Source organism: Acinetobacter sp. NEB149 (assembly GCF_012516415.1).
In the GTDB taxonomy this organism is placed as follows: domain Bacteria; phylum Pseudomonadota; class Gammaproteobacteria; order Pseudomonadales; family Moraxellaceae; genus Acinetobacter; species Acinetobacter lwoffii_V.
In genome coordinates this window covers 1280130-1306700 of the sequence record NZ_CP051208.1, presented here as the reverse complement: position 1 = coordinate 1306700, position 26571 = coordinate 1280130, and the positions used below count along the sequence as shown (strand labels likewise).

Annotated in this window: 31 protein-coding genes; 10 read left to right on the top strand and 21 right to left on the bottom strand. The window is 43.7% G+C overall.

Going from position 1 to position 26571, the window contains the following annotated elements; genetic code table 11:
• Window positions 1–67 precede the first annotated feature (67 nt).
• The 4 genes from tnpB to tsaD form a co-directional block, all read right to left on the bottom strand.
• Window positions 68–403: an IS66 family insertion sequence element accessory protein TnpB gene (gene tnpB, locus HGD77_RS06260; RefSeq protein WP_004733288.1), complete on the bottom strand. Its 336-nt coding sequence runs from the start codon at window positions 401–403 to the stop codon at window positions 68–70.
• Window positions 400–783, bottom strand: a complete 384-nt coding sequence (gene tnpA, locus HGD77_RS06255; RefSeq protein WP_004646130.1) for an IS66-like element accessory protein TnpA — start codon at window positions 781–783, stop codon at window positions 400–402. Before tnpA ends, tnpB begins: the two co-directional genes overlap by 4 nt.
• Before the next feature lie 291 nt (window positions 784–1074).
• Complete coding sequence (locus tag HGD77_RS06250; protein WP_004729940.1) at window positions 1075–2034, bottom strand: sensor domain-containing diguanylate cyclase; 960 nt, start codon at window positions 2032–2034, stop codon at window positions 1075–1077.
• Window positions 2035–2238: 204 nt separating this feature from the next.
• Entirely contained in the window at window positions 2239–3255 is a 1017-nt protein-coding gene (gene tsaD, locus HGD77_RS06245; protein ID WP_004729941.1) for a tRNA (adenosine(37)-N6)-threonylcarbamoyltransferase complex transferase subunit TsaD, read from the bottom strand.
• A 146-nt stretch (window positions 3256–3401) separates the two neighbouring features.
• Here tsaD and rpsU point away from each other — a divergent pair, with 146 nt between their 5' ends.
• Window positions 3402–3617, top strand: coding sequence for a 30S ribosomal protein S21 (gene rpsU / locus HGD77_RS06240; RefSeq protein WP_001136722.1), 216 nt, complete (start codon window positions 3402–3404; stop codon window positions 3615–3617).
• A 33-nt stretch (window positions 3618–3650) separates the two neighbouring features.
• Entirely contained in the window at window positions 3651–4097 is a 447-nt protein-coding gene (locus HGD77_RS06235; RefSeq protein WP_004729943.1) for a GatB/YqeY domain-containing protein, read from the top strand.
• Between the two features lie 70 nt (window positions 4098–4167).
• Here HGD77_RS06235 and HGD77_RS06230 read toward each other — a convergent pair whose 3' ends face one another.
• The 13 genes from HGD77_RS06230 to HGD77_RS06170 form a co-directional block, all read right to left on the bottom strand.
• Complete coding sequence (locus tag HGD77_RS06230; protein ID WP_004729945.1) at window positions 4168–4527, bottom strand: hypothetical protein; 360 nt, start codon at window positions 4525–4527, stop codon at window positions 4168–4170.
• A gap of 109 nt (window positions 4528–4636) precedes the next feature.
• Window positions 4637–6079: a M48 family metalloprotease gene (locus tag HGD77_RS06225; protein WP_004729947.1), complete on the bottom strand. Its 1443-nt coding sequence runs from the start codon at window positions 6077–6079 to the stop codon at window positions 4637–4639.
• Window positions 6080–6195: 116 nt separating this feature from the next.
• Window positions 6196–7161, bottom strand: coding sequence for a 2-hydroxyacid dehydrogenase (locus HGD77_RS06220; RefSeq protein ID WP_005262046.1), 966 nt, complete (start codon window positions 7159–7161; stop codon window positions 6196–6198).
• Between the two features lie 22 nt (window positions 7162–7183).
• Window positions 7184–7828, bottom strand: a complete 645-nt coding sequence (locus tag HGD77_RS06215) for a hypothetical protein (protein WP_004729953.1) — start codon at window positions 7826–7828, stop codon at window positions 7184–7186.
• A gap of 204 nt (window positions 7829–8032) precedes the next feature.
• Complete coding sequence (locus tag HGD77_RS06210) at window positions 8033–9922, bottom strand: M48 family metalloprotease (RefSeq protein WP_004729955.1); 1890 nt, start codon at window positions 9920–9922, stop codon at window positions 8033–8035.
• An 89-nt stretch (window positions 9923–10011) separates the two neighbouring features.
• A complete protein-coding gene (gene purF, locus HGD77_RS06205) occupies window positions 10012–11547 on the bottom strand; it encodes an amidophosphoribosyltransferase (RefSeq protein WP_004280083.1) in 1536 nt (511 codons plus the stop codon).
• Window positions 11548–11571: 24 nt separating this feature from the next.
• On the bottom strand, window positions 11572–12153 hold the full coding sequence (locus tag HGD77_RS06200) for a CvpA family protein (RefSeq protein WP_004280084.1): 582 nt from the start codon (window positions 12151–12153) through the stop codon (window positions 11572–11574).
• A 5-nt stretch (window positions 12154–12158) separates the two neighbouring features.
• The gene (locus HGD77_RS06195) at window positions 12159–13160 is read right to left on the bottom strand and encodes a quinone-dependent dihydroorotate dehydrogenase (RefSeq protein ID WP_004280086.1); all 1002 of its coding nucleotides are present in this window, start codon (window positions 13158–13160) and stop codon (window positions 12159–12161) included.
• Between the two features lie 90 nt (window positions 13161–13250).
• Entirely contained in the window at window positions 13251–13730 is a 480-nt protein-coding gene (gspM, locus tag HGD77_RS06190) for a type II secretion system protein GspM (protein ID WP_004280088.1), read from the bottom strand.
• Window positions 13730–14869, bottom strand: coding sequence for a type II secretion system protein GspL (gene gspL, locus HGD77_RS06185; protein WP_004280090.1), 1140 nt, complete (start codon window positions 14867–14869; stop codon window positions 13730–13732). The genes gspM and gspL overlap by 1 nt, the downstream gene beginning before the upstream one ends.
• A 30-nt stretch (window positions 14870–14899) precedes the next feature.
• Window positions 14900–15355 (bottom strand): phosphoglycerate mutase family protein, encoded by a 456-nt coding sequence (locus HGD77_RS06180; RefSeq protein WP_004280092.1) that lies wholly within the window; start codon window positions 15353–15355, stop codon window positions 14900–14902.
• 76 nt (window positions 15356–15431) lie between these two features.
• A complete protein-coding gene (locus HGD77_RS06175; protein ID WP_004280094.1) occupies window positions 15432–16505 on the bottom strand; it encodes an NAD(P)H-dependent glycerol-3-phosphate dehydrogenase in 1074 nt (357 codons plus the stop codon).
• Window positions 16506–16538: 33 nt separating this feature from the next.
• Window positions 16539–17120, bottom strand: a complete 582-nt coding sequence (locus tag HGD77_RS06170) for a nitroreductase family protein (RefSeq protein ID WP_004280095.1) — start codon at window positions 17118–17120, stop codon at window positions 16539–16541.
• A 258-nt stretch (window positions 17121–17378) separates the two neighbouring features.
• On the opposite strand from HGD77_RS06170, the gene HGD77_RS06165 reads away from it, so the two are divergent.
• Entirely contained in the window at window positions 17379–17759 is a 381-nt protein-coding gene (locus HGD77_RS06165) for a hypothetical protein (protein ID WP_005246748.1), read from the top strand.
• Between the two features lie 61 nt (window positions 17760–17820).
• Here HGD77_RS06165 and rhlB read toward each other — a convergent pair whose 3' ends face one another.
• Window positions 17821–18972 (bottom strand): ATP-dependent RNA helicase RhlB, encoded by a 1152-nt coding sequence (rhlB, locus tag HGD77_RS06160; RefSeq protein WP_004280098.1) that lies wholly within the window; start codon window positions 18970–18972, stop codon window positions 17821–17823.
• Window positions 18973–19073: 101 nt separating this feature from the next.
• A complete protein-coding gene (locus HGD77_RS06155; protein WP_004280099.1) occupies window positions 19074–19289 on the bottom strand; it encodes a cold-shock protein in 216 nt (71 codons plus the stop codon).
• A 382-nt stretch (window positions 19290–19671) separates the two neighbouring features.
• Here HGD77_RS06155 and HGD77_RS06150 point away from each other — a divergent pair, with 382 nt between their 5' ends.
• The 5 genes from HGD77_RS06150 (at window position 19672) to HGD77_RS06130 (ending at window position 22425) form a co-directional block, all read left to right on the top strand.
• Window positions 19672–19905 (top strand): sulfurtransferase TusA family protein, encoded by a 234-nt coding sequence (locus HGD77_RS06150; protein WP_004280100.1) that lies wholly within the window; start codon window positions 19672–19674, stop codon window positions 19903–19905.
• A 135-nt stretch (window positions 19906–20040) separates the two neighbouring features.
• Entirely contained in the window at window positions 20041–20910 is an 870-nt protein-coding gene (rpoH, locus tag HGD77_RS06145) for an RNA polymerase sigma factor RpoH (protein ID WP_004280101.1), read from the top strand.
• Window positions 20911–21029: 119 nt separating this feature from the next.
• Window positions 21030–21395, top strand: a complete 366-nt coding sequence (locus tag HGD77_RS06140) for a DUF423 domain-containing protein (RefSeq protein ID WP_004280103.1) — start codon at window positions 21030–21032, stop codon at window positions 21393–21395.
• A 35-nt stretch (window positions 21396–21430) separates the two neighbouring features.
• Window positions 21431–21628 carry a sulfur carrier protein ThiS gene (thiS, locus tag HGD77_RS06135; RefSeq protein ID WP_004280105.1) on the top strand — a complete coding sequence of 66 codons (198 nt, stop codon included), beginning with the start codon at window positions 21431–21433 and terminating at the stop codon, window positions 21626–21628.
• 14 nt (window positions 21629–21642) lie between these two features.
• On the top strand, window positions 21643–22425 hold the full coding sequence (locus HGD77_RS06130) for a thiazole synthase (protein WP_004280106.1): 783 nt from the start codon (window positions 21643–21645) through the stop codon (window positions 22423–22425).
• A 54-nt stretch (window positions 22426–22479) separates the two neighbouring features.
• Here the strand turns inward: HGD77_RS06130 and HGD77_RS06125 are convergent, their stop codons facing one another.
• Window positions 22480–23091, bottom strand: coding sequence for a glutathione binding-like protein (locus tag HGD77_RS06125; RefSeq protein ID WP_004280108.1), 612 nt, complete (start codon window positions 23089–23091; stop codon window positions 22480–22482).
• Between the two features lie 217 nt (window positions 23092–23308).
• Here HGD77_RS06125 and HGD77_RS06120 point away from each other — a divergent pair, with 217 nt between their 5' ends.
• Complete coding sequence (locus HGD77_RS06120) at window positions 23309–24754, top strand: SulP family inorganic anion transporter (RefSeq protein WP_004280109.1); 1446 nt, start codon at window positions 23309–23311, stop codon at window positions 24752–24754.
• Between the two features lie 151 nt (window positions 24755–24905).
• On the top strand, window positions 24906–25622 hold the full coding sequence (gene trmB / locus HGD77_RS06115; protein WP_004280110.1) for a tRNA (guanosine(46)-N7)-methyltransferase TrmB: 717 nt from the start codon (window positions 24906–24908) through the stop codon (window positions 25620–25622).
• A gap of 93 nt (window positions 25623–25715) precedes the next feature.
• On the opposite strand, the gene HGD77_RS06110 is transcribed toward trmB, so the two are convergent.
• A complete protein-coding gene (locus HGD77_RS06110; RefSeq protein WP_004280112.1) occupies window positions 25716–26492 on the bottom strand; it encodes a Rossmann-like and DUF2520 domain-containing protein in 777 nt (258 codons plus the stop codon).
• Between the last annotated feature and the right edge of the window lie 79 nt (window positions 26493–26571).

Genomic DNA, 26571 nt, shown 5'->3' with positions numbered 1-26571 from the left:
GTATGCCTGAGGTCATGAGAAGAATGAAATAGAACGTTTGGAGAATAGCAGAATGGAACAGCTTGGTTTAAAGCATCGTCACCACCTGCTGTCGTCCAATGCGCTGCCAGGGCAAACCCTGGATCAGTGCCTGTAACTGTTCCGGGCTGAGAGCTACGCTTTCACCCTGGTGAACTTGAGCCCAGTGAAATTTGCCCTGTTCCAGCCGCCGGGCACACAGCCAGATGCCCAGTCCATCATGCACCAGTACTTTCATGCGATGGCCACGTTTATTACAGAACAGGTAAGCACAATGCGGTTTGATGTAGCCAAAGGCTCTCACCACCTGAGCCATGGTCGTATCCATACCTGCACGCATGTCCATGGGCTGAGTAGACAACCAGATTTCATCAATGCGGATCATGTTGCAAGTGCCTTGAGTAATTCTGCTAAAGCAGATATTTCTGATACTTGCCATTTCAAGCCAATTTCTGCTTTTGAGTGGGGTAAAGTAATTTGAACCTTTAACATGTCAGTAGGAGTAGGATCTAATGGTGCAGAGCAAGATAAGGCAATAAATGCAGGTTTATTCGGTAGTGGTGAGCGATCATTCCCTGGCTTAGCATCAATTAAGCGAATCCATTTGGATACAAGATTTGTATTCAATCCATGTTGCAAAGCGACTGAAGCAATTGAAACGTCTGGTGCTTTACAAGCCTGAACGATCTGCTGTTTAAATTCAGCACTGTATGTTCTTCGTTTTTTCGCAAGAGATGCGATGGATGTCTGGTGATTTGTAGTCATAAATTTTAGTCCCCACTTGTTTTTAAGTGGGGACTAAATTAAGGCTTATAGGATGAATTCATAAGGTGTGTTCAGCGGACGCTTACGGATTAACTTTGTAACAAAGCTTATAAAATTTGTAATGGTTAAGTTAAAGACGGATTGAATTTTCTTTTTATGGAGAATCATGCTCAACTTTCATACATGGCTATGAAAGAGAATATTGAAAGATAGGATAACGTTAGAGCATAGAAAATGATCATTTTTATGATATGAAATACTTAATCATTTAAAGAAGATTTAAAGCGTCAATTATTTTAGATTGGTCATGGATTCACTGGATTTTTTCCGACGTTTATACTCAAACATGTTCTGATCCGCTTGTGCGAGTGCTGCAAATAAGCCCTGACTTGGATGACGCATTGCCATACCAATCGCTGCGCCAATGTTTGCTGCTGCAAAGGCATTAATTAAACGATCCACTAAACTTTCAGTACCCGTTTCATCATTTTCCACGCTAAGAATCACAAACTCATCGCCACCTAAACGAGCAACAATATCATTGATTCGTACGTTATCTCGCAATACCTGCGCCGCATTTTGAATCAGCTTGTCACCTTCATCATGACCCAAACTATCATTCAACTTTTTTAGGTCATTCAGGTCAATAAATAATACAGCGGCGGGATGACCATATTGTTTACAACGCTCTTCTTCAGCTCGCAGCAGTTTTTCCCAGGCCCGACGATTATAGAGCCCGGTCAATTCATCTTTACTGGCTTCTTCCTGCAATAATTCATGTTGACGTACCTGCTCACTTTGACGCAATTCTGCCTGCAAGATCGAACTGAGCAATTGTCCCAATAACTCGACCAATTGCATATCTTGCACAATAGCTTCCGATTTGGTTTCTGGATCAATCGCACAGAGTGTTCCAAACAAACTGCCATCTTCTTTAAGGAGTGGCTGACCAATATAAGATTTTATACAGACCTGCTGATTAATCGGCGCTGTGGCGTATAAAGGAATTTCTTCAGAGCGGGGGGCAATTCTCGGGGCCTTACCTGCGACCATATGAGAACAAAAAGAATCAGCCCACTGAAACACTTGACCGGGTCGTATATCATAACCATGATCTTCACTTTGCAGCACAATCCAGTCTTGGCCTTCTACCCGGGTGATCATCCATAAATTAAAGCCGAAATGCTGATGCAGAAACTTTAATACTGCCTCTCCAGCATCCTGAAAACTTTTGAAATTTATATTTTCCATCCGAGATTGCCTCTGCTACAAACCTGTAAAAATATGCATGATATAAACTTAAGCTATTAAACTATTTTTCCGGTTTCAATAGAATATACAAGCTCTAAATACAGCTATAAAACTATATATTTACAACATACCGTTGCTATAAGTTTTCATTTAAAAATTCACAATAAAAAAGAGGCCTTAGCCTCTTTTTTTCAAGCCTGAAATCTATGCCTCTGTCGGATTAGTCAATTCCGTCATTGGCCAGCGTGGTGTGGTGGTCACCGCCAAGCCATCATGCTGCCCTGCTTTTAAACGCTGATAGCCCGCAAAAGCAATCATTGCACCATTGTCTGTACAGAGTGCAGGTTCAGCATAATAAACAGATGCACGGATCTTGGCTAAATCTGCTTCTAAACGCTCACGTAAACGCTTATTGGCACTGACACCGCCCGCAATCACCAGACGTTTAAGCCCCGTTTGCTTCAGTGCTTTCACCGACTTTTTCACCAAAGTATCAACAATGGCTTCCTGAAAACTGGCAGCGATATCGGCATCGCGATTTTCATCACCGAGTTTTTTCATCTGTACAGAAACAGCCGTTTTTAAACCACTGAATGAAAATTCCAGGCCTTGATGCAGCATTGGACGCGGGAATGCAAAGGCATTCGGGTCACCCTGCTCCGCCAGTTTAGAGATATTCGGACCACCCGGATATGGCAAGCCCATCATTTTCGCGACTTTATCAAAGGCTTCGCCGGCTGCATCATCAATGGATTCACCAAGTAATTCATACTGGCCAATGCCATAAGCAGCCATAAGTTGTGAATGCCCACCTGATACCAATAATGCAACAAATGGAAACTCAGGCGGAGTTTCTGACAACAAAGGTGCAAGCATATGCCCTTCCATATGATGAACACCAATTGCCGGTTTGTTCAGTGCAAAGGCCAAAGTTCGACCAAACAACGCACCTGTCATTAATGCGCCCATTAAACCTGGCCCACGCGTATATGCAATGGCATCAATTTCCGATTTTTTGACGTCAGTTTGCTCCAATAATTCATTCATTAATGGAATTAGTTTACGCACATGATCACGTGACGCCAGCTCTGGAACCACACCGCCATATTCTGCATGCAGTTTAATCTGGCTATAAAGCACCTGCCCGCGTAAACCCAACTCGCTGTCATACAGCGCAAGTCCTGTTTCATCACACGACGTTTCCAAGCCTAAAACGATCATTAAACTGCCTATAACCTGTATCAATTCTATTGCAGTCACTATTATAGGCTTGTGGTATGAGATGTAAATGAGTAAAATACTGACCTTCACTTGTGATCACAGGCATTCGGCCTGCGATCTTATCCATAACTTTATGAGGATTCTTCATGCCACAAGTTAAATTGAAAGAAGGCGAACCAGTAGACGTAGCTATCCGTCGTTTCAAACGTTCATGCGAAAAAGCGGGTGTTCTAGCTGACGTACGTAAGCGTGAATTCTACGAGAAACCAACTCAAGAACGTAAGCGCAAAAAAGCTGCTGCTGTTAAACGCTACCAAAAGAAATTGGCGCGTGAATCAGTACGTACGACTCGCCTTTACTAAGATTAATTTGTGATTGACTGCCTGGATTAAATAATGACGACTTTAAAAGACCAAATCACGGATGTTTTGAAAGCAACAATGCGTGCCAAAGAAATGTCCAAGCTGACGGTCATACGTGGTCTACAGGCGGCAATTAAGCAAATCGAAGTCGATGAGCGCAAAGAACTTGACGACGCTCAAGTTCTTGCGGTCATTGAAAAACAAATTAAACAACGTAAAGAATCGATCAAGGCCTTTGATGGTGCTGGTCGAGAAGATTTAGCTAGTAAGGAACAAGCCGAGGTTGAGGTGTTATCTCAATTTCTACCAGAAGCTATGACTGAGGAAGAACTTGATTCCATCATTGCGCAAACGATTGCAGCGCAAGAAGCTACTAGCATGAAAGATATGGGTAAGGTGATGAATTCTCTGCGTCCGCTCATAGCCGGGCGCGCCGATCCTGCACAAGTTTCAGCTAAAATTAAAGCGAAACTTGCTTAATCCCACTTCTCTAATATTCGATCTTTAACGTTGAACTGACTTTTTATAAAAGACAGTTCTTAACGTATTCTTATTGCAAATAACAGTCAACCTGATAACGTTTCAGCAATTGCATCTCTTTTGAAGATTTCACTTCTATAATCACATCCTGTTTAGTTATCTTCTGAAACTGACGATCCAGATAAGCACGATTTTGGTCAGCCGCCTGATATAAGCGATCGGCATAACGTTGCACAATACTACAAAAATGTGAATTCTGTGCTGCGCTAAAACCTTGTTGCTGCGGATTCAAACCACCCAAGAATTGACGCGATTCCTTTTTATAGTCAGTATTAATACGCTCTACCGCATCTACATACTCAACAGCACTCGCAGCAAATACCGCATAATTCCACCCCAATAGACAGATGCCCAATAATATTTTCTTCATAGCATGCTTCAGATTTAATCGCACTGATCATTAAAAAAAGATTGTAGCCCGATTCAGTATATCCTGACCATATCATCCTGATATAAAAAGCTTAAAACCTGACTAAGGCTTAAATTTTATATTGACGTGCCTGCTGCATCTGTTTCAGGCGTTGGTTAATGGTTGCCGATAAAGATTGATTATTTTTCGCTGTACGCTGTGCATGTAATAATGACTTGATGGCGGTTTCTTCATAACCGGACCAGTATTCTACTTCTGCACGATAACGTAGCACATTGGCGGCCTTGATTGCCGATGCAGGCTCTGCATTGGTCGCCAGTTGCATCAGTCGCCAGCCGCTCACATCGCGGGAATTGGCATTCAAAAACTTTTGTACAATTTGTTTAGCTTGATCAGGTTGCTGGGCACGAATCAAGACTTCTGCATATTTATAATTGAGCGCACGATTTTCCGGCATGATCCGCGCTGCCGAAGCCACACTTTTCAGCGCTGCATTCAACTGGTTCCGACCTAAGTAAATATCAGTCTGAAACAAGACCAATAAAGGATGCATCTGGTTATGCTTTTTCGCCTGATCTAAAGCAGCCTGTGCGGCCTGAAAATCACTTTGCTGTATCTGGTAGGCAGCCAAAGCAAGCTGACCGGCAAAATTATTCTGCCGATTCATCAAACTGAGCTGCTCCTCACTGGTCTGGCGAGACAGCACCCTACTATACCATTTGATAATCTCAAAGTCCTGATCATTCAGCTTAGGTTTGACCGCAGGCAGCTGATTGGCACGCAAACGTGCTTCACTCATACGCTCAGTCGTCAGTGGATGGGTGAACCAGAAATCCGGCAGGAAGCTTAAGCGACTGGTCGAGCGATGCATGACTTCGAAGAAGTCAGCCATACTATGCGGGTTATAGCCGGAACGATACATATATTGCATACCAATCCGGTCTGCCTCACGCTCCTGATTACGGCTATAGGTAAGCTGTTTATCCAGAAGTGCTGCCTGTGAACCCATCATGACCGCTGTGCCGACATCACCATCTGCCTGAGAAGCGACCAAAGCACCGACGAGAATTCCAGCTAGCGCCAGTAAACCTTGCCCTTTAAAGGCATCCTGAGAGCGACTGTAATGACGTTGTGTGACATGTGCAATTTCATGTGCCATGACTCCTGCCACTTCATCCATGTTTCGGGCTGAATTAATCAGACCAGCATTAAGTGCAAAGAGGCCACCCGGTACGGCGAAAGCATTAATTTGCGGATCATTAATGACCAACAAACCGATCGGCTGTTGCAATTGAGTTTGACTCAGAATATGAGAAAATACTGAAAGCAGCTGATCTTCAAGCCATGGATTTTGCATCACTGGCATTTGTTTATGCACTTCACGATAGACTTTTTCACCGATCATTTTTTCTTTTTGTTGATCGAGTAAGCCGACACCTGTACCAATATCAGGCACAGAAAATTGTACATTTACTTGATTAAAATCATGGTTAGAGCTGTGCCCTGCCACCATATACAGACTTAAGCCACACACCAGCGCCAATCGTTTCAATGAAAAATCTCTAATCCTGCCAATCTAATCTGTCTTGAATATAGCATTGAACCATGAGCAGAGACGCAAGAAAATGTTATTTTTTAATACCATTTAAACGACGAATCAGATGCATTTTAAAATTCCGGATTGACCACATAACGGGGCACTCGTCCTTCCAAGGCATCAACAAGATTCTGATAAGCCAGTTCTGCCATTTTTTTACGGGTGGCTGCAGTGGCCGAACCCACATGTGGCAATGTAACCACATTATCCAACTGGAATAATTCCGATTCCTTTAACGGCTCTTTCTGATACACATCCAGACCGGCAGCAAAAACCTGCTTGGCTTTTAAAGCTGAAATTAATGCCTGTTCATCAATGACCGAGCCACGTGAAATATTGACCAATACTGCATGGGATTGCATTTTAGCCAATTCCGCTGTCGCAATCAGCGCCTTAGAATCCGCATTCAAATCTACTGCAACGACCACAAAGTCAGAACGCTGTAACAGTTCCTCAAGCTGGCAATATTTCGCATTCAACCCTTGAGCGAGTTCTGGTTTTTCCCGGCGATTATGATACAGAATATTCATGTTAAAACCGTAAAAACCACGACGTGCGATTGCCGCCCCAATATGACCGAGACCAATAATTCCGAGGGTTTTTCCAAAAATATCCATACCAAATTGTGCTTCGCCCACGGTACGCTGCCATTGTCCCTGCTTGGTCCATTGATCCAGGTAAGCCACTTTGCGTGCTGCTGACATCAGTAAAGTGAAAGCCAGGTCAGCAGTGGTTTCAGTCAGTACATGCGGCGTATGACTGAGATAAATTTTCTTTTCATTTAAATAATCCAGTTCATAGTTGTCATAACCGACACTGACACTGGAGATAATTTTTAACCGGGTGGCACTGGCCAGATTATCGCGATTCAGCAAACGCCCTGCGCCAATCATGCCATCAGCATCCTGAACCTGCTGCAAAAGCTGTTGATTCACATCGCCTAGCTTGGGTTGTATATAACTAACCTGATAATTTTGTTCGAGCTTATTTTGAATATCAGCATCAATTTGACTAAATACAACCACTTTTTGTTTCATCTATTTTTATTCCACAGCAAGATTATTCCAGACTGGCGGTCCTATTTTGCATAAACTGCCATAAACGTTTTTTTAGAATTGGTTGATCCAGCATTTCTTGTAAAGATGCCAACTGGATCATTTTCGTATTTGATATATGCGCTACAGGCCCGAGGAAAATAATATTTTTCTCTACACTCATCCCATCCAGAAAACCCTGAATATAGGATTCTACACCACGTCCATCCTGAACATTGGCCCAGGGAAATGGCCAGTTCAGCTCATGAAACTCTCCCGGGACTGCACGCTGGATATTGCCCCATAAATTCTGGGTGTCTTCGGTCATTGCAGTTGCATCAATCACGATACTGCAATGTGCCAGACTTAAAGCCTGCAAACTGAATGGCGGGATTTGTACGATTTCACGCTGTTCCTGAACAGGTGCAATGTGAGTCGGTGCCGCAGGTGGTGTATCAACCTTAAGCGTAACAATTGGCTCTGGCTCAGGAATCGGTAGATCAGCCAACGCCTCTACGGAAGCAGGCTGTGGTAAGACGATATCGGTGTGAAATTCAGGTGCAGCCTGATCACGCCAGATCGAAACCTGGTGCGGCTGACATGCGCTGTCCCTAGGAATCCAGAGATCGATTCCTAATGTTGCCAGTATGTCACGCTGATGCCCAATCATCTTTTCATCATCACCAATTTCAGGCTGAACATTTTAGCCGGATTGCCTGTGCTTTGCCGAACTTTTTCAGCTTTTCTTTTTTATCCTGATGGATTCTAGTACAAAGTTTAGCTGTCTGCTAAAAACCGTGCTTTTAATACACAATTAAACCATTCCTGCTGTTATAACAGATTCCGGCTAAAGCTGCGCGTTCTCATTTATTTTCTACAGAATGGTTAAACTGTTCTTCTTTAACATTTGCTGAACGACCTGTTCTGCCTCAAAACCCAAGCGCCAATACAACAGCTCCATCACGTCCAACTCATCCTGTGTCACGATACGATCACTCCACAAACAGGCCTCTGCAATACCTAAAATACTGAGGCGATCACGCAATAACAGCCCCGCAATATCATTCAGGATTTCTGCTAGATCAATCGGCTCATCAGAAATTTCATTATATAAGTCCAGTTCCTGAGCGGTCAGAATCCGGTTTAAAATCCGCTCCCGCACCTCAAGCTGGTTGCCGCTATTAATCTGCTGTACATGCAGCAAGGCGTCGATCAAACGCACAATCTGTGGCTTGACCTCATCGAGTGCTGTAGGCGTATGTGCAGGAAGCAAATTCAGTTCGTATTTCACACATTCCAGTAATAATGCATCCAACAGGCCAATTTCGCCATCTTCCTGAATAATCCGTGCCAGCTTCATCAAAAACTGGCGTGCAACAGTTGTCGGCATGCCACCAATATTGTTACAAGCTTGCTGGAAAATCGAGATATGCACCCGCCCGTCCAGATTGAGCAATGAATCTACAATGGCACGGCTAACTTCAGCCTCAGTCGGAATAAATTCACGATATTGACGGATCATTAAAATGGCGACCATCACTTCACGAGAACCAGTTGCGGTTTGTAATGCACGCTCAATCAGTTCCGGACGTGGCATCTTGAGCCGAAGTTCCGGATTCAGTGGTTTGATCGCATCTTTAATCGCAAAACTGATCGGAGACAGCCGCAATAATGGCAAAGGCTGTGGCGAGCTCCAGCTCATTGCAGTTTCAGGCACCACTTCTTCTAAAGAACGGAACAAACTAAACAAAGGCTGATTTTTGAGTTTTTTCAGATTCTCAAGCTGTAAGTCCTGAATCAAGGCAGGATTTAATTCATAAATCCGCTGATTGATATGGGGATGAATATTCAGCCAGTTTTGTGGGCTCAAGGAATTGGCAAAGCACATATGTGAAATGGATTCAGCATATTCACTATAAATCTGGGAGCCGGAATGATGCACATGAATTCTGAGTAAAGTCTGAATATTGGCATCATTTTGAATCAGGCGTCGGGTCTTTCGATCATTTTTATAGGTCCGACCACCGAGTGAAATATATTTAATGAAACGGGAAATCAAAACACCCAAACTACCAATCAGCCAGATCACCGCACCGACTGAAACATAGAAAGTTTCGAACTTGTTTTCACGAGGACTACCCGCTCGATAAAAACCGGACTTGGCAATCTTACTGCCACACTGACTAAACGTGGTTAAACTGCTATACAGAATTTTCAAACGGGTATTTTCCGCAGCTTCACCAGACAGGATTTTATTGAATTCATGGCTGAGCAAGCCATACAGCTCGACTTTATCCAGTGTTTGTATCGCACCCCAAGTCAGGATAATTGCGGTATCCCGCGGACTAAACCCTGCCGTCAATGCATTGACACCAACTTCATCGGGCAGCACATATACCGCCGGAACGTCAATCAGAAAAGTCTCTGACAGTTGCTGGTTAATGTGCAGTGCAGCACTTTCTTCTGGAATACTGTCCATCGGACTCAACCGACGTGCACCCAACTGCTTCGCCAGCGAATAACCGCCATTCCGAAAAATATAGAATTCATAGATGACCGAGATCATCATGGCACATAACAACAAAGCAATCAGATAAGGACTTAGCGCATGCCAGAAGATTGACTGGCTAGGATCAGTATAAAAAACAAAGAGACCAACAACGGTATTAATAATAAAAATAGTCAACAGAATTGCAATCAGGCAAAAACTTACAGGCAGTACTATATTTTTGTTTTTTATAAAATCGTATCCTACGTTTCGCAATGCAGAATCCTAAAATGATGATTTTCAATGGGCTCATCATAAAACAAAAAAGCGGGAAATTCCCGCTTTTTCATGATGATTTTAACTACTTAGACTTCGCGTACGCCAGTCAAATCCACTGAAGCTGCATCAATATTGACATCAATATAATTGCTTTCTTTCATGGCACTGTCACTACGTTTTTGCTGAAGATCATCCAGATATTGCGCATCAATACCGCCCGAAACATAGATGCCATCAAAGACTGAACAATCAAAGTCTTTGACATCCGGTACTTTGGTGGTTCTTACCGCATCTTTCAAATCTTCCAGATCCTGGAAAATCAGACGGTCAGCACCAATAATTTCACGGATTTCTTCCACGCTACGTTCCGATGCAATCAGCTCAGATTTCGCCGGCATATCAATACCGTAAACGTTTGGATATTTCACCATCGGTGCTGCAGAAGCGAAGAATACTTTTTTCGCACCAGAATCACGAGCCATCTGGATAATTTCATTACAGGTCGTACCACGGACAATCGAGTCATCCACCAACAGTACGTTTTTACCTTTAAACTCAAGCTCAACCGGGTTCAGTTTTTGACGTACCGATTTTTTACGCAGCTGCTGACCAGGCATAATGAAGGTCCGGCCGATATAACGGTTTTTCATGAAACCTTCACGGAATTTCACGCCCAACATATTGGCAAGTTCTAGCGCTGAAGTACGTGAAGTATCCGGAATCGGAATCACCACATCAATATCATGCTCTTCACCCCACTCACGCAGAATTTTTTGCGCCAGCTTCTCACCCATTTTCAAACGTGCTTTATACACCGAGATTCCATCAATGATGGCATCTGGACGGGCAAAATAAACATATTCAAAAATACAAGGACGGTATTCAGCATTCGCCGCACATTGCTTGGTAAAAAAATTACCTTCTAAATCAATAAATACCGCTTCACCAGGCAAAATATCACGCTCAACTTTAAAGCCCAGTGCAGTAATCGCAACCGACTCAGAAGCAATGATATATTCCATACCCTGTTCAGTTTCACGTGAACCGTAGATCAGTGGACGAATACCATTTGGATCACGGAAGCCCACCAGCCCTTGACCGGTAATCATCGCCACTACGCCATAAGCACCTTTACAACGCTCATGCACACGTGTTACCGCATGGAAAATATCTTCTGACGTTGGTACCAATTTGCCATGTTTTTGCAATTCATGCGCCAACACGTTTAGCAGGACTTCCGAATCAGAATCAGTGTTCATATGACGCAAGTCAGTTTTGAACAGGTCATCATGAATTTCTTCGGCATTGGTCAGGTTACCATTATGTGCCAAGGTAATCCCGTACGGCGAGTTCACATAAAACGGCTGTGCTTCAGCACTGCTCGATGAACCGGCTGTTGGATAACGCACATGACCAATACCGTAATTTCCTTTCAAAGCACGCATATGACGGGTATGGAATACATCACGTACCATACCATTGTCTTTGCGCAGGAATAAACGTCCTTCATCACATGTCACGATCCCAGCTGCATCTTGTCCACGATGTTGTAACATCGTTAATGCATCAAACAACATTTGGTTAACGGGTGATTTACCAGCTATACCAACTACTCCACACATAGCAACCTCGCAGACAAGCTAGGATTAATAAAAAGGATTATTTGTAGACTCATCTGCAACTCCAGACTTGGACGATGTTTCAGATGATGAAGCTGAAGGTTTCGATGCCCCTTCAGGCTTGATATGTTGTAGTGCGCCATTCGCGGCTTCTTTCGACATTTGAGTCGCCCAAGGCGCATAAGGCAATAAGGCTTGAATAAACTTGGACTGTTTCCAGTGCGGCGAGCTTTCTACCCACGGACCAATCCCCTGCATGGTAATCAGGACAATGAGCAAACCTTTCAGGCTACCAAAGACACCACCAGCCAGACGGTTGAGAGGACCCAGTTTAAGACTCTTTAAAATACGGTTCAACAGTGCAGTAACGATCCAGGTCAGAACTACAATCAGCAGGACGATAAAGGCGAAGGCCGCAATCTTTTGTACAACTGGATCTGTACTCAGAGCAACCATAGACGGCGCAAGTAGCGTTGAATATTTTGCCGCAACAATCAGGGCAAAGATCCATCCCACTAAGTTCGCAAAGGCTTTAATAAATCCTTGACGCAAACCGTTGAGCCCTCCAATGAGCAAGATAATCAGTAGAAAGATATCAATGGCATTCATAGGATTTAAAGTGCGTCTACACAATCTTTTACAAGTTTAGGTCCAGTATAGATGAGGCCACTATAAACCTGTACAAGGCTGGCGCCTGCCTGTTTCTTGGAAACAGCATCTGCACCTGAAAGAATACCACCCACACCAATCAATGGAATTTGTCCTTTTAATACCGCAGCAAATGCAGCCAGACATGCGGTACTTTTCTCAAATACTGGCGCGCCAGACAAACCGCCCGCTTCCTCTGCATGCTCCAGACCCTCTACCCCTTCACGTGACAGTGTGGTATTGGTCACGATCAGACCATCGATCTTGAATTGCAATAACTGTTTGGCAATAAAGGCAATATCGCTGTTATCCAGATCAGGCGCCACTTTGAGTACCAAAGGTACATAATGCTGGTATTCCTGAGCCAATTCAAGCTGACGCTTCTTCAATGTTTCCAGCAGTTCGGTGAGTGCATCACCACTTTGCAGGCTGCGCAGGTTTTTGGTATTGGGAGAAGAAATATTGACGGTAATATAAGAAGCATAATTATAGACTTTTTCTAAACAGATGAGGTAATCATCTACTGCTTTTTCTACCGGAGTATCAGCGTTTTTACCGATATTAATACCGAGAATACCTTTAAATTTGGCCGCTTTGACATTTTCAACCAGCTGATCCACGCCATCATTATTAAAGCCCATACGGTTAATAATGGCTTTGGCCTGTGGCAAACGGAATAAACGCGGATGAGGATTGCCGGCTTGCGGTCGCGGGGTAATGGTACCAATTTCAATAAAACCAAAACCTTGACCGGCAAGGGCGTCAATATAGGCACCATTTTTGTCCAAACCTGCCGCAAGACCTACCGGATTGGGAAATTCGATTCCCATACAGGTCACAGGTTTCGCAGCAACGTTTTGACGCATCAAGCCCATTTTATGGGATGATTTCAATAGTGATAATGTCAGCTCATGTGCACGCTCTGGTGCTAAAGAAAACAACAAAGGGCGGGCTAGAGAATACAACATATCCAGAAAAGTCTACTGCTTTTTAAGTCGGCATATTATAGGCATAGGCTGACAAAAAAACCATGCTTTGCAAATCTTTATTTTTACCGTTTATTGTATGGTCGCCGTTAATTTAATCTGTCCTGCCTCATTATTTAGTTCCATTTTCTCGATACTTAGCCCCATTTGTGCCAGCTGAGTCAGGAAATTTGCCAGTACTGCATAATTTTCATGCATGACCGCCAATTGAATTTTTCCTTCCATTTGCTGGGAAGCCACCGACAATCCTTGCTGCTGTGCGACTCGCTGTACTTTCTCCGCTGCATCCAGTTGGGTGTCCCCAGCCGGTTTCATGGTTACTGCATTACTTTGCATCCAAACAATGGTATCTTTCAGCTGATTTAAGCGTTTTTGCTGGGTATCTGCCGCCTGATGCATATACCAGAGTGCAGAACCGACTGCCGCCACAATCACAAAAACAGTGGTAAAAATCACCATTACCCGTTCACGTACCGACAAGCTGTCCAGATAATCACTCAGTTTTTCAAAAGACTGATCCATACGATTTTGTAGCGCTTCAATGCCTTTCATTATTGAATCCTCACCAGTCCGATCGCAGCTGTTCCGCTGGCCTGAATATTCCCCAGCTCCACCTTAAAGCCTTGCTGGCTTAATTGTGTGGTCAGTGCATTTAACGTTTCTGATGAATTGGCTTTAAGTTCCATACTTAGCACAGAAGCATCATAATTCACCCGTTGTGCCACAATCTGATTTTGCATCAAGACAGGCCCCACCCGACTAATCAGCTGTAATGCATGCGTATCTGCAATCTGGCTTTGACGCAACTGCCCTTCAAACTGACTTTTGATATTCTGCTCAGTGACCGGATAATTTTGTCCAAACCAGTATTTAAACTGGTCAATGGCTTGCGCAGCAGTCTGATTCGCCACTTTCTTATATTGATACCAGCGCATAGCATCATAACTAAACTGCAACACCAAAATACCCAGAAAAACTGCCGCGCAGGCTTTCCAGTAGCCGGAAATAGCACCATCGGATTTTGCTTTAGGCAAGACATTAAACGGATGCTGTTTCGGTTTTTTCAGTACAGGAATTCCATATTGGAAAGACTCCAGTTGCTCCTGAGTGACCAGTGCTTCAAGACTACGCAACTGCTCCTGATTCAGGTTGCTCACCTTATAGCTGAGGTCCTTGGGCTGATAATCCAGATAAAGGCTCAGATCATCTAGCGACTGACCGATATATTCCGACTCGCGCACCAGCAAACGCCCACCAATTTGAGCAATCACACGCTGGTTGGCCTCAGGAATCGGCAGCACCAAAAAGTCCGGCAACAAAGCTGCTAGCTTGACCGGGATCAGGCTTAAAGCATGTTGCAAGGTCTCAAGCGTAGAATTCGCAATTCCTATAATGCTGATCTGATCCGGCTGTTGAAAATGATGCAGCACTTTCATGGCATCTACCGGCAGCACCACATATTCTTCGAGCAAATATTTAATGCCATCATTGCCCATTTTCTTATATTGGCTCTTGGGCAAGGTCTGCTGCAAAATTTGCACATGACGGCTCGGGAAAAATACCACTGCCTCTTCGCCATGATGAGCTTGTATATCCTGAATCAGCTGCTCAAGTGTGTGCGCAGTGTTCCAGAACTCCCCAGTTGACCATTGCCAAACCCCATTGGCTTCTGGCATCCATAAATACAACATTGATTGTGTTCTGCCGTTTTAATTAATTTTTTATAGTGTAGGAATAAAGCTTTTTATCTGTGTGGATAAACCCGGGGCAATCACCGCCTGATCATAAATACGTGTCTCTGCCAATGCATAGGGATGAAAAGATTCAGCCAGCAGAATGGAAGACATATGTGCCACCACATTCATATGACACACCACTGCAATCGACTCATAAGGCAGTTGCGACAACCATTCTACTGCAACTTTGGCATCATCATCCGGTTTGATGGTATTACAGATCACCACCGGCACATCTTTAAAATACTGCTGCAAATGTGCCAGAGTTTCCTGCGCACGCAATAACGGACTGACCACAAAGACTTCAGGCTTAATCAGATCCTTTAAGAACTGTGCAGTTTGCTCAGCCTGTTGATGACCACGCTCCGTTAAAGGTCGCTTGGTGTCATTACCATTGACCGGTGGCGCGGCCTCGCCATGTCGAACTAAAGTCAGTTGCATTTGATTTCCTTATATTCTTTTGCCTGCATGATAAGCAGCGAATATGACAATTCGCAGACAGTCCCTGTGTTATAGATCAGACTTGATGATGTGGCAAGACAAATTCAACATCACTGCGATGACCGTTTTTCATCAATGACAATGCAATATTGAGTGGCGGCGCACCTTCAAAAATCACATCATACAAGGCCGAGGTAATCGGCATATACACATCGAGCTCTTCCGAACGTGCCTTGACCTGTACAATGGTATTAATCCCTTCTGCCGTTTGCCCCAACTCAGTCGTTGCCTGCTCCAAGGTTTTACCTTTACCAAGCGCATAACCCACCTGATAATTACGGCTAAGAGGGCTGCTACAGGTAGCGAACAAATCACCCACACCTGAAAGCCCAAGGAAAGTCAGCGGATTAGCACCGAGTTTTACTGCAAAACGGCTCATTTCGGCCAAAGCACGGGTCAGGATCATACTCTTGGTATTTTCACCCACGTTATACGCAGCAGCCATGCCCATCGCGACAGCATAGATATTTTTTAATGCGCCCCCGAGTTCTACCCCATGCACATCATCACTAGCAAATACGCGGAACAAGGCACTATGTAGGGCTTGTTGTACGGCATAACGCACCAGCTCGGACTGGCTGGCAATCACGGTTCCTGCCGGCTGTCCTGCCACAATTTCCTTGGCCAGATTCGGTCCTGATAACACACCATAAGGCACTTCAGGCAACACTTCACGAATAATATCGCTCATGAAACTAAAGGTTTTGGCTTCAATACCCTTGGTCAGCGAGATCACGGCTTGCGATGTAATAAAAGGTTTGATTTGCTGCAAAACATCCCGGAAAGAATGGCTCGGAATTGCGACTAAAATAATATCGCGATCACGCACAGCCTGTTCCAGGTCTGACACCGCCAGCAGATTTTCTTCTAACTTAAAATCTGGCAAATAGCGTTTATTGATATGGGTGGCATTAATATCTGCCGCAACTGCTTCATCACGAATCCAGATCATGGTATTGCAACCATTACGCACTGCAGTATTGGCCATTGCAGTACCAAAGCTGCCCCCACCCAATACCGTTACTCTTAAAGCTGTCTTATGATCAACTGCAACCGGTTCTACCAGTTTTGAGAAATTTAATTCTGACATCTTATTTTTTAATATCCTGTTATACCGTGCAAACTAGCTGTTCTGGTTCCAGTAACTGACAAAATCACCGGTTCGAATCTCTGTGCGTGCTGGAATTGCTTTTGCGGCAGTGCCAATATAAATAATACCCGAGACCAGATCGTCTTTTGAAATTCCCAATGCCTGCTTAAACAGGCCAGACTCGACTACAGCACCGCTACGCCACATGGTTGAGAAACCCTGAACCTGAAGTGACAGCAGAAAATTCTGAATCGCTGCGCCTGAACTAAGGATTTGCTCAAAATGAGGAACTTTAGGATGATCCTGCAAACGCGTTAAGGCAAGTACCAATAAAGGCGCACGAAATGGATGATTTTTAACACGCTCAATCTGCGCTGTTTCAGTTTCACCCAAATCGACGAGCGCCTGCGACAGCAACTCTCCAAAAGCTTCACGCTGATTATCTGGAACCACCACAAATGTGGTCGGCTTGAGCCGATGATGATCGGGTGCAGTTAATGCCGCCTGAAAGGCTTTTTCCAGTTGTTCTGCATTCGGTGCCGGTGCCAGCAGATGACCAATCGATTGTCGTTGGTGAATATTTTGATGAACGATGTCAATCGCAGATTCCGTCATTGCCTTGTATATCTACACTTAAAAACTATACTCAAGATTAGCATATTCAAAGAAAAATACGCTAGAAACTTCATAGCGATTCAGCCAGCTCATCACCACTTAAAAATAAACTTGCTTGGTTTTTCAATCCCGTACTGCTCTATTTTTCACCTAAGTCACATAGAGCTATACCAAAAATTGCCAAACCTATACAACAGCTACAAAATCTGCGCTGCTTGCTGTGTTGAAATATTCAGCATCGTATTTACTTGAGATTTCATGATGAAAAAAACAATCACTTTCAGCGGATTGGCTATTTCCGCATTACTGCTTACTGCCTGTGCCTCAAACCCGACTGCTTTGGCCGTTCAAAAGGAAAATAACCAGTATGAGGTGACCGGATTAGGTAAAAATCAACTGACCTCGAAAAACAATGCGATTACTGCGGCCAATAAAGCCTGTGGCTCTCGATCAACCCCAATTATTGTGGATGAAAAGACAGCTTATAACGGCGCTTTAAAAGGCGTGGTCGATGAACAAACAGGTCAGATGATCCAGGCAGCAGCTACCGTTCTCGGGAATATCGCAGGTACCAATACCGGTTTAAACCAAAATGATGATTATCAGACGGTTCTTACATTCCGCTGTCAGGCCAAATAAGCTAATAAACCATAGCGCAATAAAAAACCGCTCTTCAAGAGCGGTTTTTCGATGGTCTGGATTAACAATAACCTTCCAGACGGGTCAAAGGCAATTTTTGACCAATGGCTTTTTCAATTTCTGGCAGATAGAACGCATCATCTTCTGCAAGGAAACTGATACTCACACCACTGGTTCCCGCACGACCGGTACGACCAATACGATGCACATAATCATCCGACTGTTCCGGCAAGGTGAAGTTCACCACATGCGATACACCATCAACATGGATGCCACGACCTGCCACATCCGTTGCAATCATGATGTTATGTTTACCATTTTTGAACTGATCCAGCATTTTAAGGCGTTTGTCCTGAGCAATCTCGCCAGACAGCATCACTACTTTATAGCCATCACGTTTTAAATGGTCATAAAGTTTGCGCACCTGATCACGACGGTTGGCAAAAATCATGACTTTTTCAATCGGCTCATCACGCAAGATTTCTTGCAACAATTTATATTTGTCCGCCTTGGCGACCATATAAACCCGTTGCTCGACATCGGCATTGGTTTTCTTTTCCGGTTCAATTTCAACTGTGACCGGTTCAAATAACCATTGTTGTGCAAGATTCAGCACATCGTAGCTGAAAGTTGCAGAGAACATTAAAGTCTGACGTTGTTCTTTACGCGGCGAGAAACGCACAATGCGCTTTACTGAAGGAATAAAGCCCATATCTAGTAAGCGGTCGGCTTCATCAATGACCAAAAATTCAATCTGATCCAGCCAGACTTCTTTTTGTTCTACAAAATCGATCAAACGACCCGGTGTAGCCACCATAATATCGACAGGCGCTTTATTAAGCTGGTTCTTTTGCTTGTCAAAATCCACACCACCCAGCAAGGTCACCACATTGAGACCAGCATATTTCGCCAGATCCTGTGCATCGCTTTCGATCTGTAACGCCAGTTCACGGGTCGGTGCCAAAATCAGCGCACGTGGCTCACCACGATAGCGTTGTTCCTGAATCGGATTATTTAAGAGATCATTCATGATACTAATTAAAAAGGCAGCAGTTTTGCCTGTACCTGTCTGTGCACGGCCAATGGCATCATGTCCTGCCAGCGTGAATTTCAAAACCTTCTGCTGGATAGGCGTCATGGTGGTAAAGCCTAAAGCATCAATCGCTTTTTTTAGATTGGGATGTAAATTTAAGGTTTCAAAACCAGATGACATAAAGCGGTGCTCTAATTGGGTAATCACTAAGATAGGGATAGTATAAACAAAAAACGCCCCAAGTTATATTGGAGCGTTTTCTTTTTAGCTTAATCCGAAGATTAGTCTAATGGTTGAACTTCTTCAGCTTGAAAGCCTTTTTGGCCTTTAACAACACTGAATTCAACACGTTGGCCGTCACGAAGTGAACGGTGACCGTCACCTTGGATAGCACGGAAATGAACAAATACGTCATCACCGCCGTTACGTTGAATAAAGCCGAAGCCTTTAGTATCGTTAAACCACTTAACTACGCCTTGTTCGCGAGCAGCTGTCATAAGTTAATCCTCATTGAAACTAAAAGAAGGACCACCCGGTGTTGCAAACAGCAGAGCAAACAAGTTTGAAAATATTATTTTTAAGCTTGTAATCATTCTGTAAAACTATCAACAAAATCCCGGTTACATCCATTTATGTAATAGGGTGAAAAACAATCACTTTGTTTATTCAAAGTCCCAAATACGCAACGAGCTTAACATGGGTTTATCACAATTAATAGATTTTTTTTAGCATGTTCTGTTTGATTTAGTTATTTTTTTCATGAAAATTGTCAAAAGACTTTATAAAGTCATTTAGATCTTCTTTTTCTGAAACCAGTTTGGTTCTGGCATCATATTTGCTACTATTTATAGCCTTTTCTGCCATCTAAATAAAACCGCAATGTCCGAATATCCAGCGCAATTCAGCCTTATAGACGCTATGGGAAAACCGTGCCCGATGCCGCTATTAATGTTAAAGCGCGCACTAAAGGCCGGAAATCAGAAAACATTCCTGCTGAAATCATCTGATCCGCATAGCCAGACAGATGTCAGCCGCTATTGTCAGCTGCATCAGCTCAAGCTTGAATTTAAAAAAATTTCTGATACAGAGTTTCACTACTTAATTGAATCTTAAAAATTTTCAATTAAACTGTTGATCTTCACTTTCGTATACTTTTTACATTTCTCTACCCAAATATCCATTATTTGCGGAGAGATTGGATTAAGATAAAACCTAGTTTAGGGTTATCCCGCACTTCAAGGAGAACACATGAGTGACAGCCGCAATCAGTTAATGCCCCTGTCATTATCGGCGCCAGGTGTCAACCTCGGTGCTTATATCAGCACTGTCAATCAGATTCCGATTTTAACGGCCGAACAAGAAAAAGAGTTGGCTGAACGCTATTATTATGACCAAGATTTAGATGCAGCGAAAATGCTGGTCATGTCGCATTTGCGTTTTGTAGTACATATTGCGCGTAGTTATGCAGGTTATGGTTTGCCACAAGGCGACCTGATTCAGGAAGGCAACCTGGGCCTGATGAAAGCTGTAAAACGTTTTGACCCGAATATGGGCGTACGTCTGGTGTCATTTGCCGTGCACTGGATCAAGGCGGAAATTCACGAATATGTGATCCGTAACTGGCGTATTGTGAAAATCGCCACCACTAAAGCGCAACGTAAACTGTTCTTTAATCTGCGAAGCCTGAAGAAATCATCGAAAAAGTTGACGCTCGCAGAAGCACAGTCTATTGCCAATGATTTAAATGTCACACCAGAACAAGTACTGGAAATGGAAGGCCGTCTGACGGCGTATGATGCGGCTTTTGATGCATCAAGCGATGACGATGATGAAGGTTCCACCCATGTGGCACCAGCGTTATATCTTGAAGATAATCGTTATGACCCGGCTCGTCTGATTGAAAATGAAGACTATGAGGAGCAAAGCACCTCTGCCCTGCATGAAGCCATGGATCAGCTAGATGATCGTTCACGTAATATCTTGCAGCGTCGCTGGCTAGATGACGAGAAATCGACCCTGCATGAGCTTGCAGCGGAATATAATGTTTCTGCGGAACGTATTCGTCAGCTGGAAAAAAATGCCATGGAAAAAATTAAAGTGGCGATGTCATCCAATTAACACCAAATTCTGTTACTGATTTACCTCGAAAAAGCCTTCTTTGATGAAGGCTTTTTTATGTCCGCATTTTGAATTTATGCTAAGGTTGAGCGCAAACTTTATCAGGAAGATCAATTCAAATGTGGATTGCGATTTCAGCACTTAATTTGGCACTTGCAGTCATGCTCGGTGCTTTTGGTGCACATGGTTTAAAAGCGCGGGCGACTGAAGCACAGCTCGGCTGGTGGCAAACGGCAACGGATTATTTTTTCTATCATGCCTTAGGACTACTGATTCTTTCTTTACTGGCGAAAGTCATCCCTGCATTGCCCATTCAATGGAGCTTCGGTCTGATTCAGGTCGGCATTTTACTGTTTTCTGGCTCACTGTATATCATGGCCTTAGGATTACCCCGCGGTTTAGGTGCTATTACGCCCATCGGCGGGGCTTTAATGATTGCCGGATGGTTAATTCTGGCCTGGAATGCTTTAAAATACGCCAGATAAGTTTGAACAACACTTAATCATGGAGGGTTGCTAGAATGATGATTTACATCAATGGCGAACAACAGGAAACTCACTGCAAGAATCTGCTGGAACTGATTCAGAGTATGGCGCTTGAGGGTAAGCGTTTTGCAGTTGAAGTCAATGAAATGATTATTCCTAAAAGCAGATTGGGCGATACGCCAATTTGCGATACAGACAAAATAGAAATTATTCACGCGGTCGGTGGCGGCTAATACTCGGGACAATTATGCAAGATTTATTACAGATTGGTTCACGCCAATTCCAGTCACGCCTTTTGGTAGGCACGGGCAAATACAAAGATTTAAATGAAACTCAGCAGGCCATTGAAACCAGTGGTGCAGAGATTGTCACTGTCGCTATTCGCCGTGTCAATATTGGCCAAGATCCTGACCAGCCGAACCTGCTGTCAGTCATTCCTCCGGAAAAATATACCATTTTGCCGAATACCGCAGGTTGCTTCGATGCCAATAGTGCCGTCCGCACCTGTATGCTGGCGCGTGAGTTGCTCGATGGCCACAATCTGGTCAAACTTGAAGTTTTGGGTGATGAAAAGACACTTTATCCAAACGTAACCGAAACACTGAAAGCTGCGCGCACCTTGATTGACGATGGCTTTGAGGTCATGGTTTATACCTCGGATGATCCGATCGTGGCGCAAGAGCTGGAAAGCATGGGCTGTGTTGCGATTATGCCATTGGGTAGCCTGATTGGTTCTGGTCTGGGCATTCTGAATCCACATACCCTGTCAATCATCAAGGAAAATGCCAAAGTTCCTGTCCTAGTCGATGCCGGTGTCGGTACAGCGAGTGATGCCGCGATTGCGATGGAACTGGGTTGTGATGGTGTACTCATGAATACAGCGATTGCAGCTGCACAAAATCCGGTATTAATGGCATCTGCGATGAAAAAAGCCGTTGAAGCAGGCCGAGAAGCTTTTCTTGCAGGCCGTATGCCGCGCAAGCGTATGGCCAATGCCAGCTCACCGGAAACCGGCTATTTCTTTAAATAAATTTTCATGAACAAAAATAAAGGACTCAATTGAGTCCTTTATTTTTGTTTTTAGTTAAGGAATCAGACCTTCATCACGCATAGCAATCTGTACAGACTGACGTTCTGCCACTTTATTACGGATATGAATAATATTTTTATATGGACTCAAATCATGCTCAATCTGGTTCGACCAGTTGGTCAAGACAAATAGATAGGCATCCGCAGGCCCAAAGTTATCATCCACCAGATAATCATTGTCCGATTCACCAATCGCTTTATCGATATAACTCAATAGTCGATCAATCTCTGCATAGGCTTTTTTCTTTTCATCTTCGGATAACTTGCCACCGAAGAACACCGCATAGGCATCATGTAGTTCAGAGTTCAGATAACCTAACCATTCCAGCACTTTGGCACGTCCCATGCCCGATGGTGGAATTAGATCTTGTTTTGGATCGTGTTGAGCAAGAAACGGTAGAATTGCAACATTTTCTGTCAGGATCAGACCAGGGTTAATTTCTAACGCTGGTACATAGCCTTTAGGATTAACTTCGTAATAATCCGTACCTTTTTCTGTTTTATGTGTTTTTAAATCAACACGTTCCAAATCAAAATCGACATTAATTTCATTTAAAATAATATGTGCTGCCAGTGAGCAGGCACCTGGTGAATAGTAAAGCTTCATTTCTGATCCTTGTTATACACTTCTCAATGTTTTAAATCGCTTCTGACAAACTTTCAAGTGATCAAACCTGTAAATTGCAAAAAAGCGTAACTGTCACCTCAGGGCAGTTACTCATTCAATATTCAGGATATTCCGGGCTTTTGCAAGTCAATCTTGTGTAGATTTTTATCTCTATCTGTTTAACATACACAGGTTTTCCAAATTTAGATGATATTTCGTGATTAGCCTGAAAAAAGAAGAATGGTTTTCCAATATCCGCACAGATGTATTGGCAGGTCTGGTGGTGGGACTTGCCCTGATTCCTGAATCAATTGCCTTCTCTGCCATTGCCGGTGTCGATCCGCAAGTCGGTTTATATGCCTCTTTCTGCATTGCAGTATCCATTGCCTTTTTTGGTGGCCGTCCTGCCATGATCTCTGCGGCTACAGGCGCAATGGCACTTTTGATGATTACCTTGGTAAAAGAACATGGTTTGCAATATCTGTTGGCTGCCACAATTCTGACCGGCATCATTCAGGTCATTGCGGGTTATTTTAAAGTCGCTAAATTAATGCGCTTTGTATCGCAGGCGGTGGTATACGGATTTTTGAATGCCTTGGCGATCCTGATATTTGTGGCACAAATCCCGGAAATTAACCGGATGGATAGCACCGGTTATCTGTTTATTGCGATTGGTCTGGCAATTATTTATCTGTTTCCGTATATCCCGAAAATTGGCAAAGCCATTCCCTCACCTTTAATCTGTATTATCGTATTAAGCGGGTTGGCGCTGTTGTTAAGTGCAGATATGCGTACCGTGAGCGATCTTGGACAATTCCCGGATACTTTGCCAGTATTCCTGATTCCAGAAATTCCACTCAATCTGGAAACCTTGCAAATTATCCTGCCTTATTCCTTTACCTTGGCGACTGTCGGTTTGCTGGAAAGCATGATGACCACTACGGTCATTGATGAAGTGACCGGAACTGAAGGTGACCGTCATCAGGAATGTCGTGGTCAGGGTATGGCCAATATTGTCAGCGGCTTTATGGGCGGGATGGCCGGTTGTGCCATGATCGGCCAGTCAATTATCAATGTGTCTTCAGGGGCACGTACCCGTTTATCGACTCTGGTCGCTGGCGTGTTTCTGCTGTGTCTCGTGGTTTTTTTGAAAGACTGGCTGGCTTATATCCCAATGGCAGCGCTGGTTGCGATCATGATTATGGTGGCATTTACCACCTTTCAATGGGGAGCAATCAAGCAATTCAGCAAACATCCGCTAGAATTTAATACCGTGATGATTGCCGTGATTATTGTCGTGCTTGCCACTCATAATCTGGCGCTTGGTGTATTTGTCGGCGTATTGCTCTCTGCCCTGTTCTTTATTAATAAACTGGAAAGAACCGTACATGTCTATACGCATTTGAATTCGGCTCATTCACGCAGCTACTTTATTTCTGGACAGATATTCTTTAGCAGTTCAGAGAAGTTCTATCAGTTCTTTGATTTTAAAGAGAAGCTTGAGCATGTCGAACTGGATCTGACCCATGCGCATATTTGGGACGTGACTTCGGTCAATATGCTGAATAACGTGATTCAGAAGTTTAAAGCCCAAGGGATAGATGTAAGGGTGATTGGTTTGAATGAAGCCAGCAGTACATTGATCGACCGGTTTAGTAGCTGATGAACGATGATTAATAAAAGAGCCTCAATTGGCTCTTTTATTTTATCTGGAAGATCTTGCCGATTTTTATGGAGAAATACCGAGAAAAGTTTGACTTGCTCGGCTCAGGACTTAAAATACCGCATTCTGAATTTTTAGATTTGCCAAAGTTATGTCGAACGATCAATTAGACCAGCAAGTCGTGGAGCTGGAAAACTTAAGCGAGCACCGTGAAATCGTGACGTTTATGCGCCGCTCAATGCCGCTGAATACCTCTCAACGTACTGCGCTTGAACAATATGGTCACTTAATTTTGGAATATCCAGTCGGTGATTTGCGTCAGCACTTTGAACATCCTGAACGTCCTTTGACTGTAGAAATTGGTTTTGGTATGGGCCGTTCACTGGTATTGATGGCCAAAGCTAATCCTGAACGTAACTTTGTCGGAATTGAAGTCCATGTACCTGGAATTGCGCAGTGCGTGTATGAAGCAGGTATTGAAGGCCTAACGAACTTACGTGTGCTGGATGCTGATGCAATTCAGGTATTACGTGAAATGCCAGACAATAGTATTAATGCAGTTCAGTTATACTTCCCTGATCCATGGCAGAAAAAACGTCATTTTAAACGCCGCTTTGTTTCGCATGACCGTATGCCGCTGGTGGAGCAAAAGCTGGAGCTTGGCGGAACTTTCCATGCTGCAACGGACTGGGAACCGTATGCGGAATGGATGATAGAAGTATTGGAAGAACGTCCACGTCTGGAAAATCTGGCGGGCAAAGGCAATAGCTATCCTCGTCCGGAATGGCGTCCACAAACCAAGTTTGAACGTCGCGGGATTGAAGCAGGTCACAAGATTAATGATTTTATCTTTAAGAAAATTTCTTAATCTAAGACTCAAAAAAAGCGCTGATTATTCAGCGCTTTTTTATGGGAAAAATTTGGCTTTGAACCCTGCTTCGTAGATAAATTATCAGCTTCTTCATTTCTGATGACGCGTGAGAATCTGCTGGCTCAACAACTGATAGACATTTTGTAAATCTTCTCGCTGCATATTGGCTAACATCTGCTGATGCATATTCAAGATATTCTGATCACCACGCATCGCTGGGCCGGTCTGCATTTGTTTGGGATCATTCTGAGTGGCTTTATTGGCAGTTTCCAGCATTAAGGGATACAACAAACTGAAATCGACCTGTTGTACATCAACCACCTGCTTGGCCATGTCATAACAGTAATTGGCAAAATTACAGGCAAATACCGCTGCAAGATGCAAACTGAGACGTTGACTGGAACTATAAGTATAAACACGATTGCTTAGGCTATTTGCCAGTTCTAATAACAGGATTTGGTCCTGTTCATTCACCGCTTCAATCAACAGTGGCGTCTGCTGCCAATCAATCTGGCGTTCGAGACTAAAGGTCTGTAAAGGATAAAATACGCCTGCACGCGCATGCACATTTTTCAGTAAATTGAGATGGGTGCTGCCAGAGGTATGTACGATCAGATTCTGCTGTAGATACGGATGAATCTGTTCAATGACGTTGGCAATCGACTGATCACTGACCGCGATAATGACCAGATCCACCTCATGATCCAGCTGTTGAGGCTGAGCGATGGCCTGAGCGTTGAATTGCTCAGCCAGATATTGTGCTTTTTCTAGGGTTCGACTGTAGATCTGTACGATCTCATGGTGTGCTGACAATACAAGGGCAAGATGATATGCCACTCGCCCTGCCCCAATCATACTGATCCGCATCTGCTGTTCTTCCTGATAAATTACGCACAGCATGCCAATAAATAAAGATTGAGGCAATTGGCCTTGATGTTTCGAATAG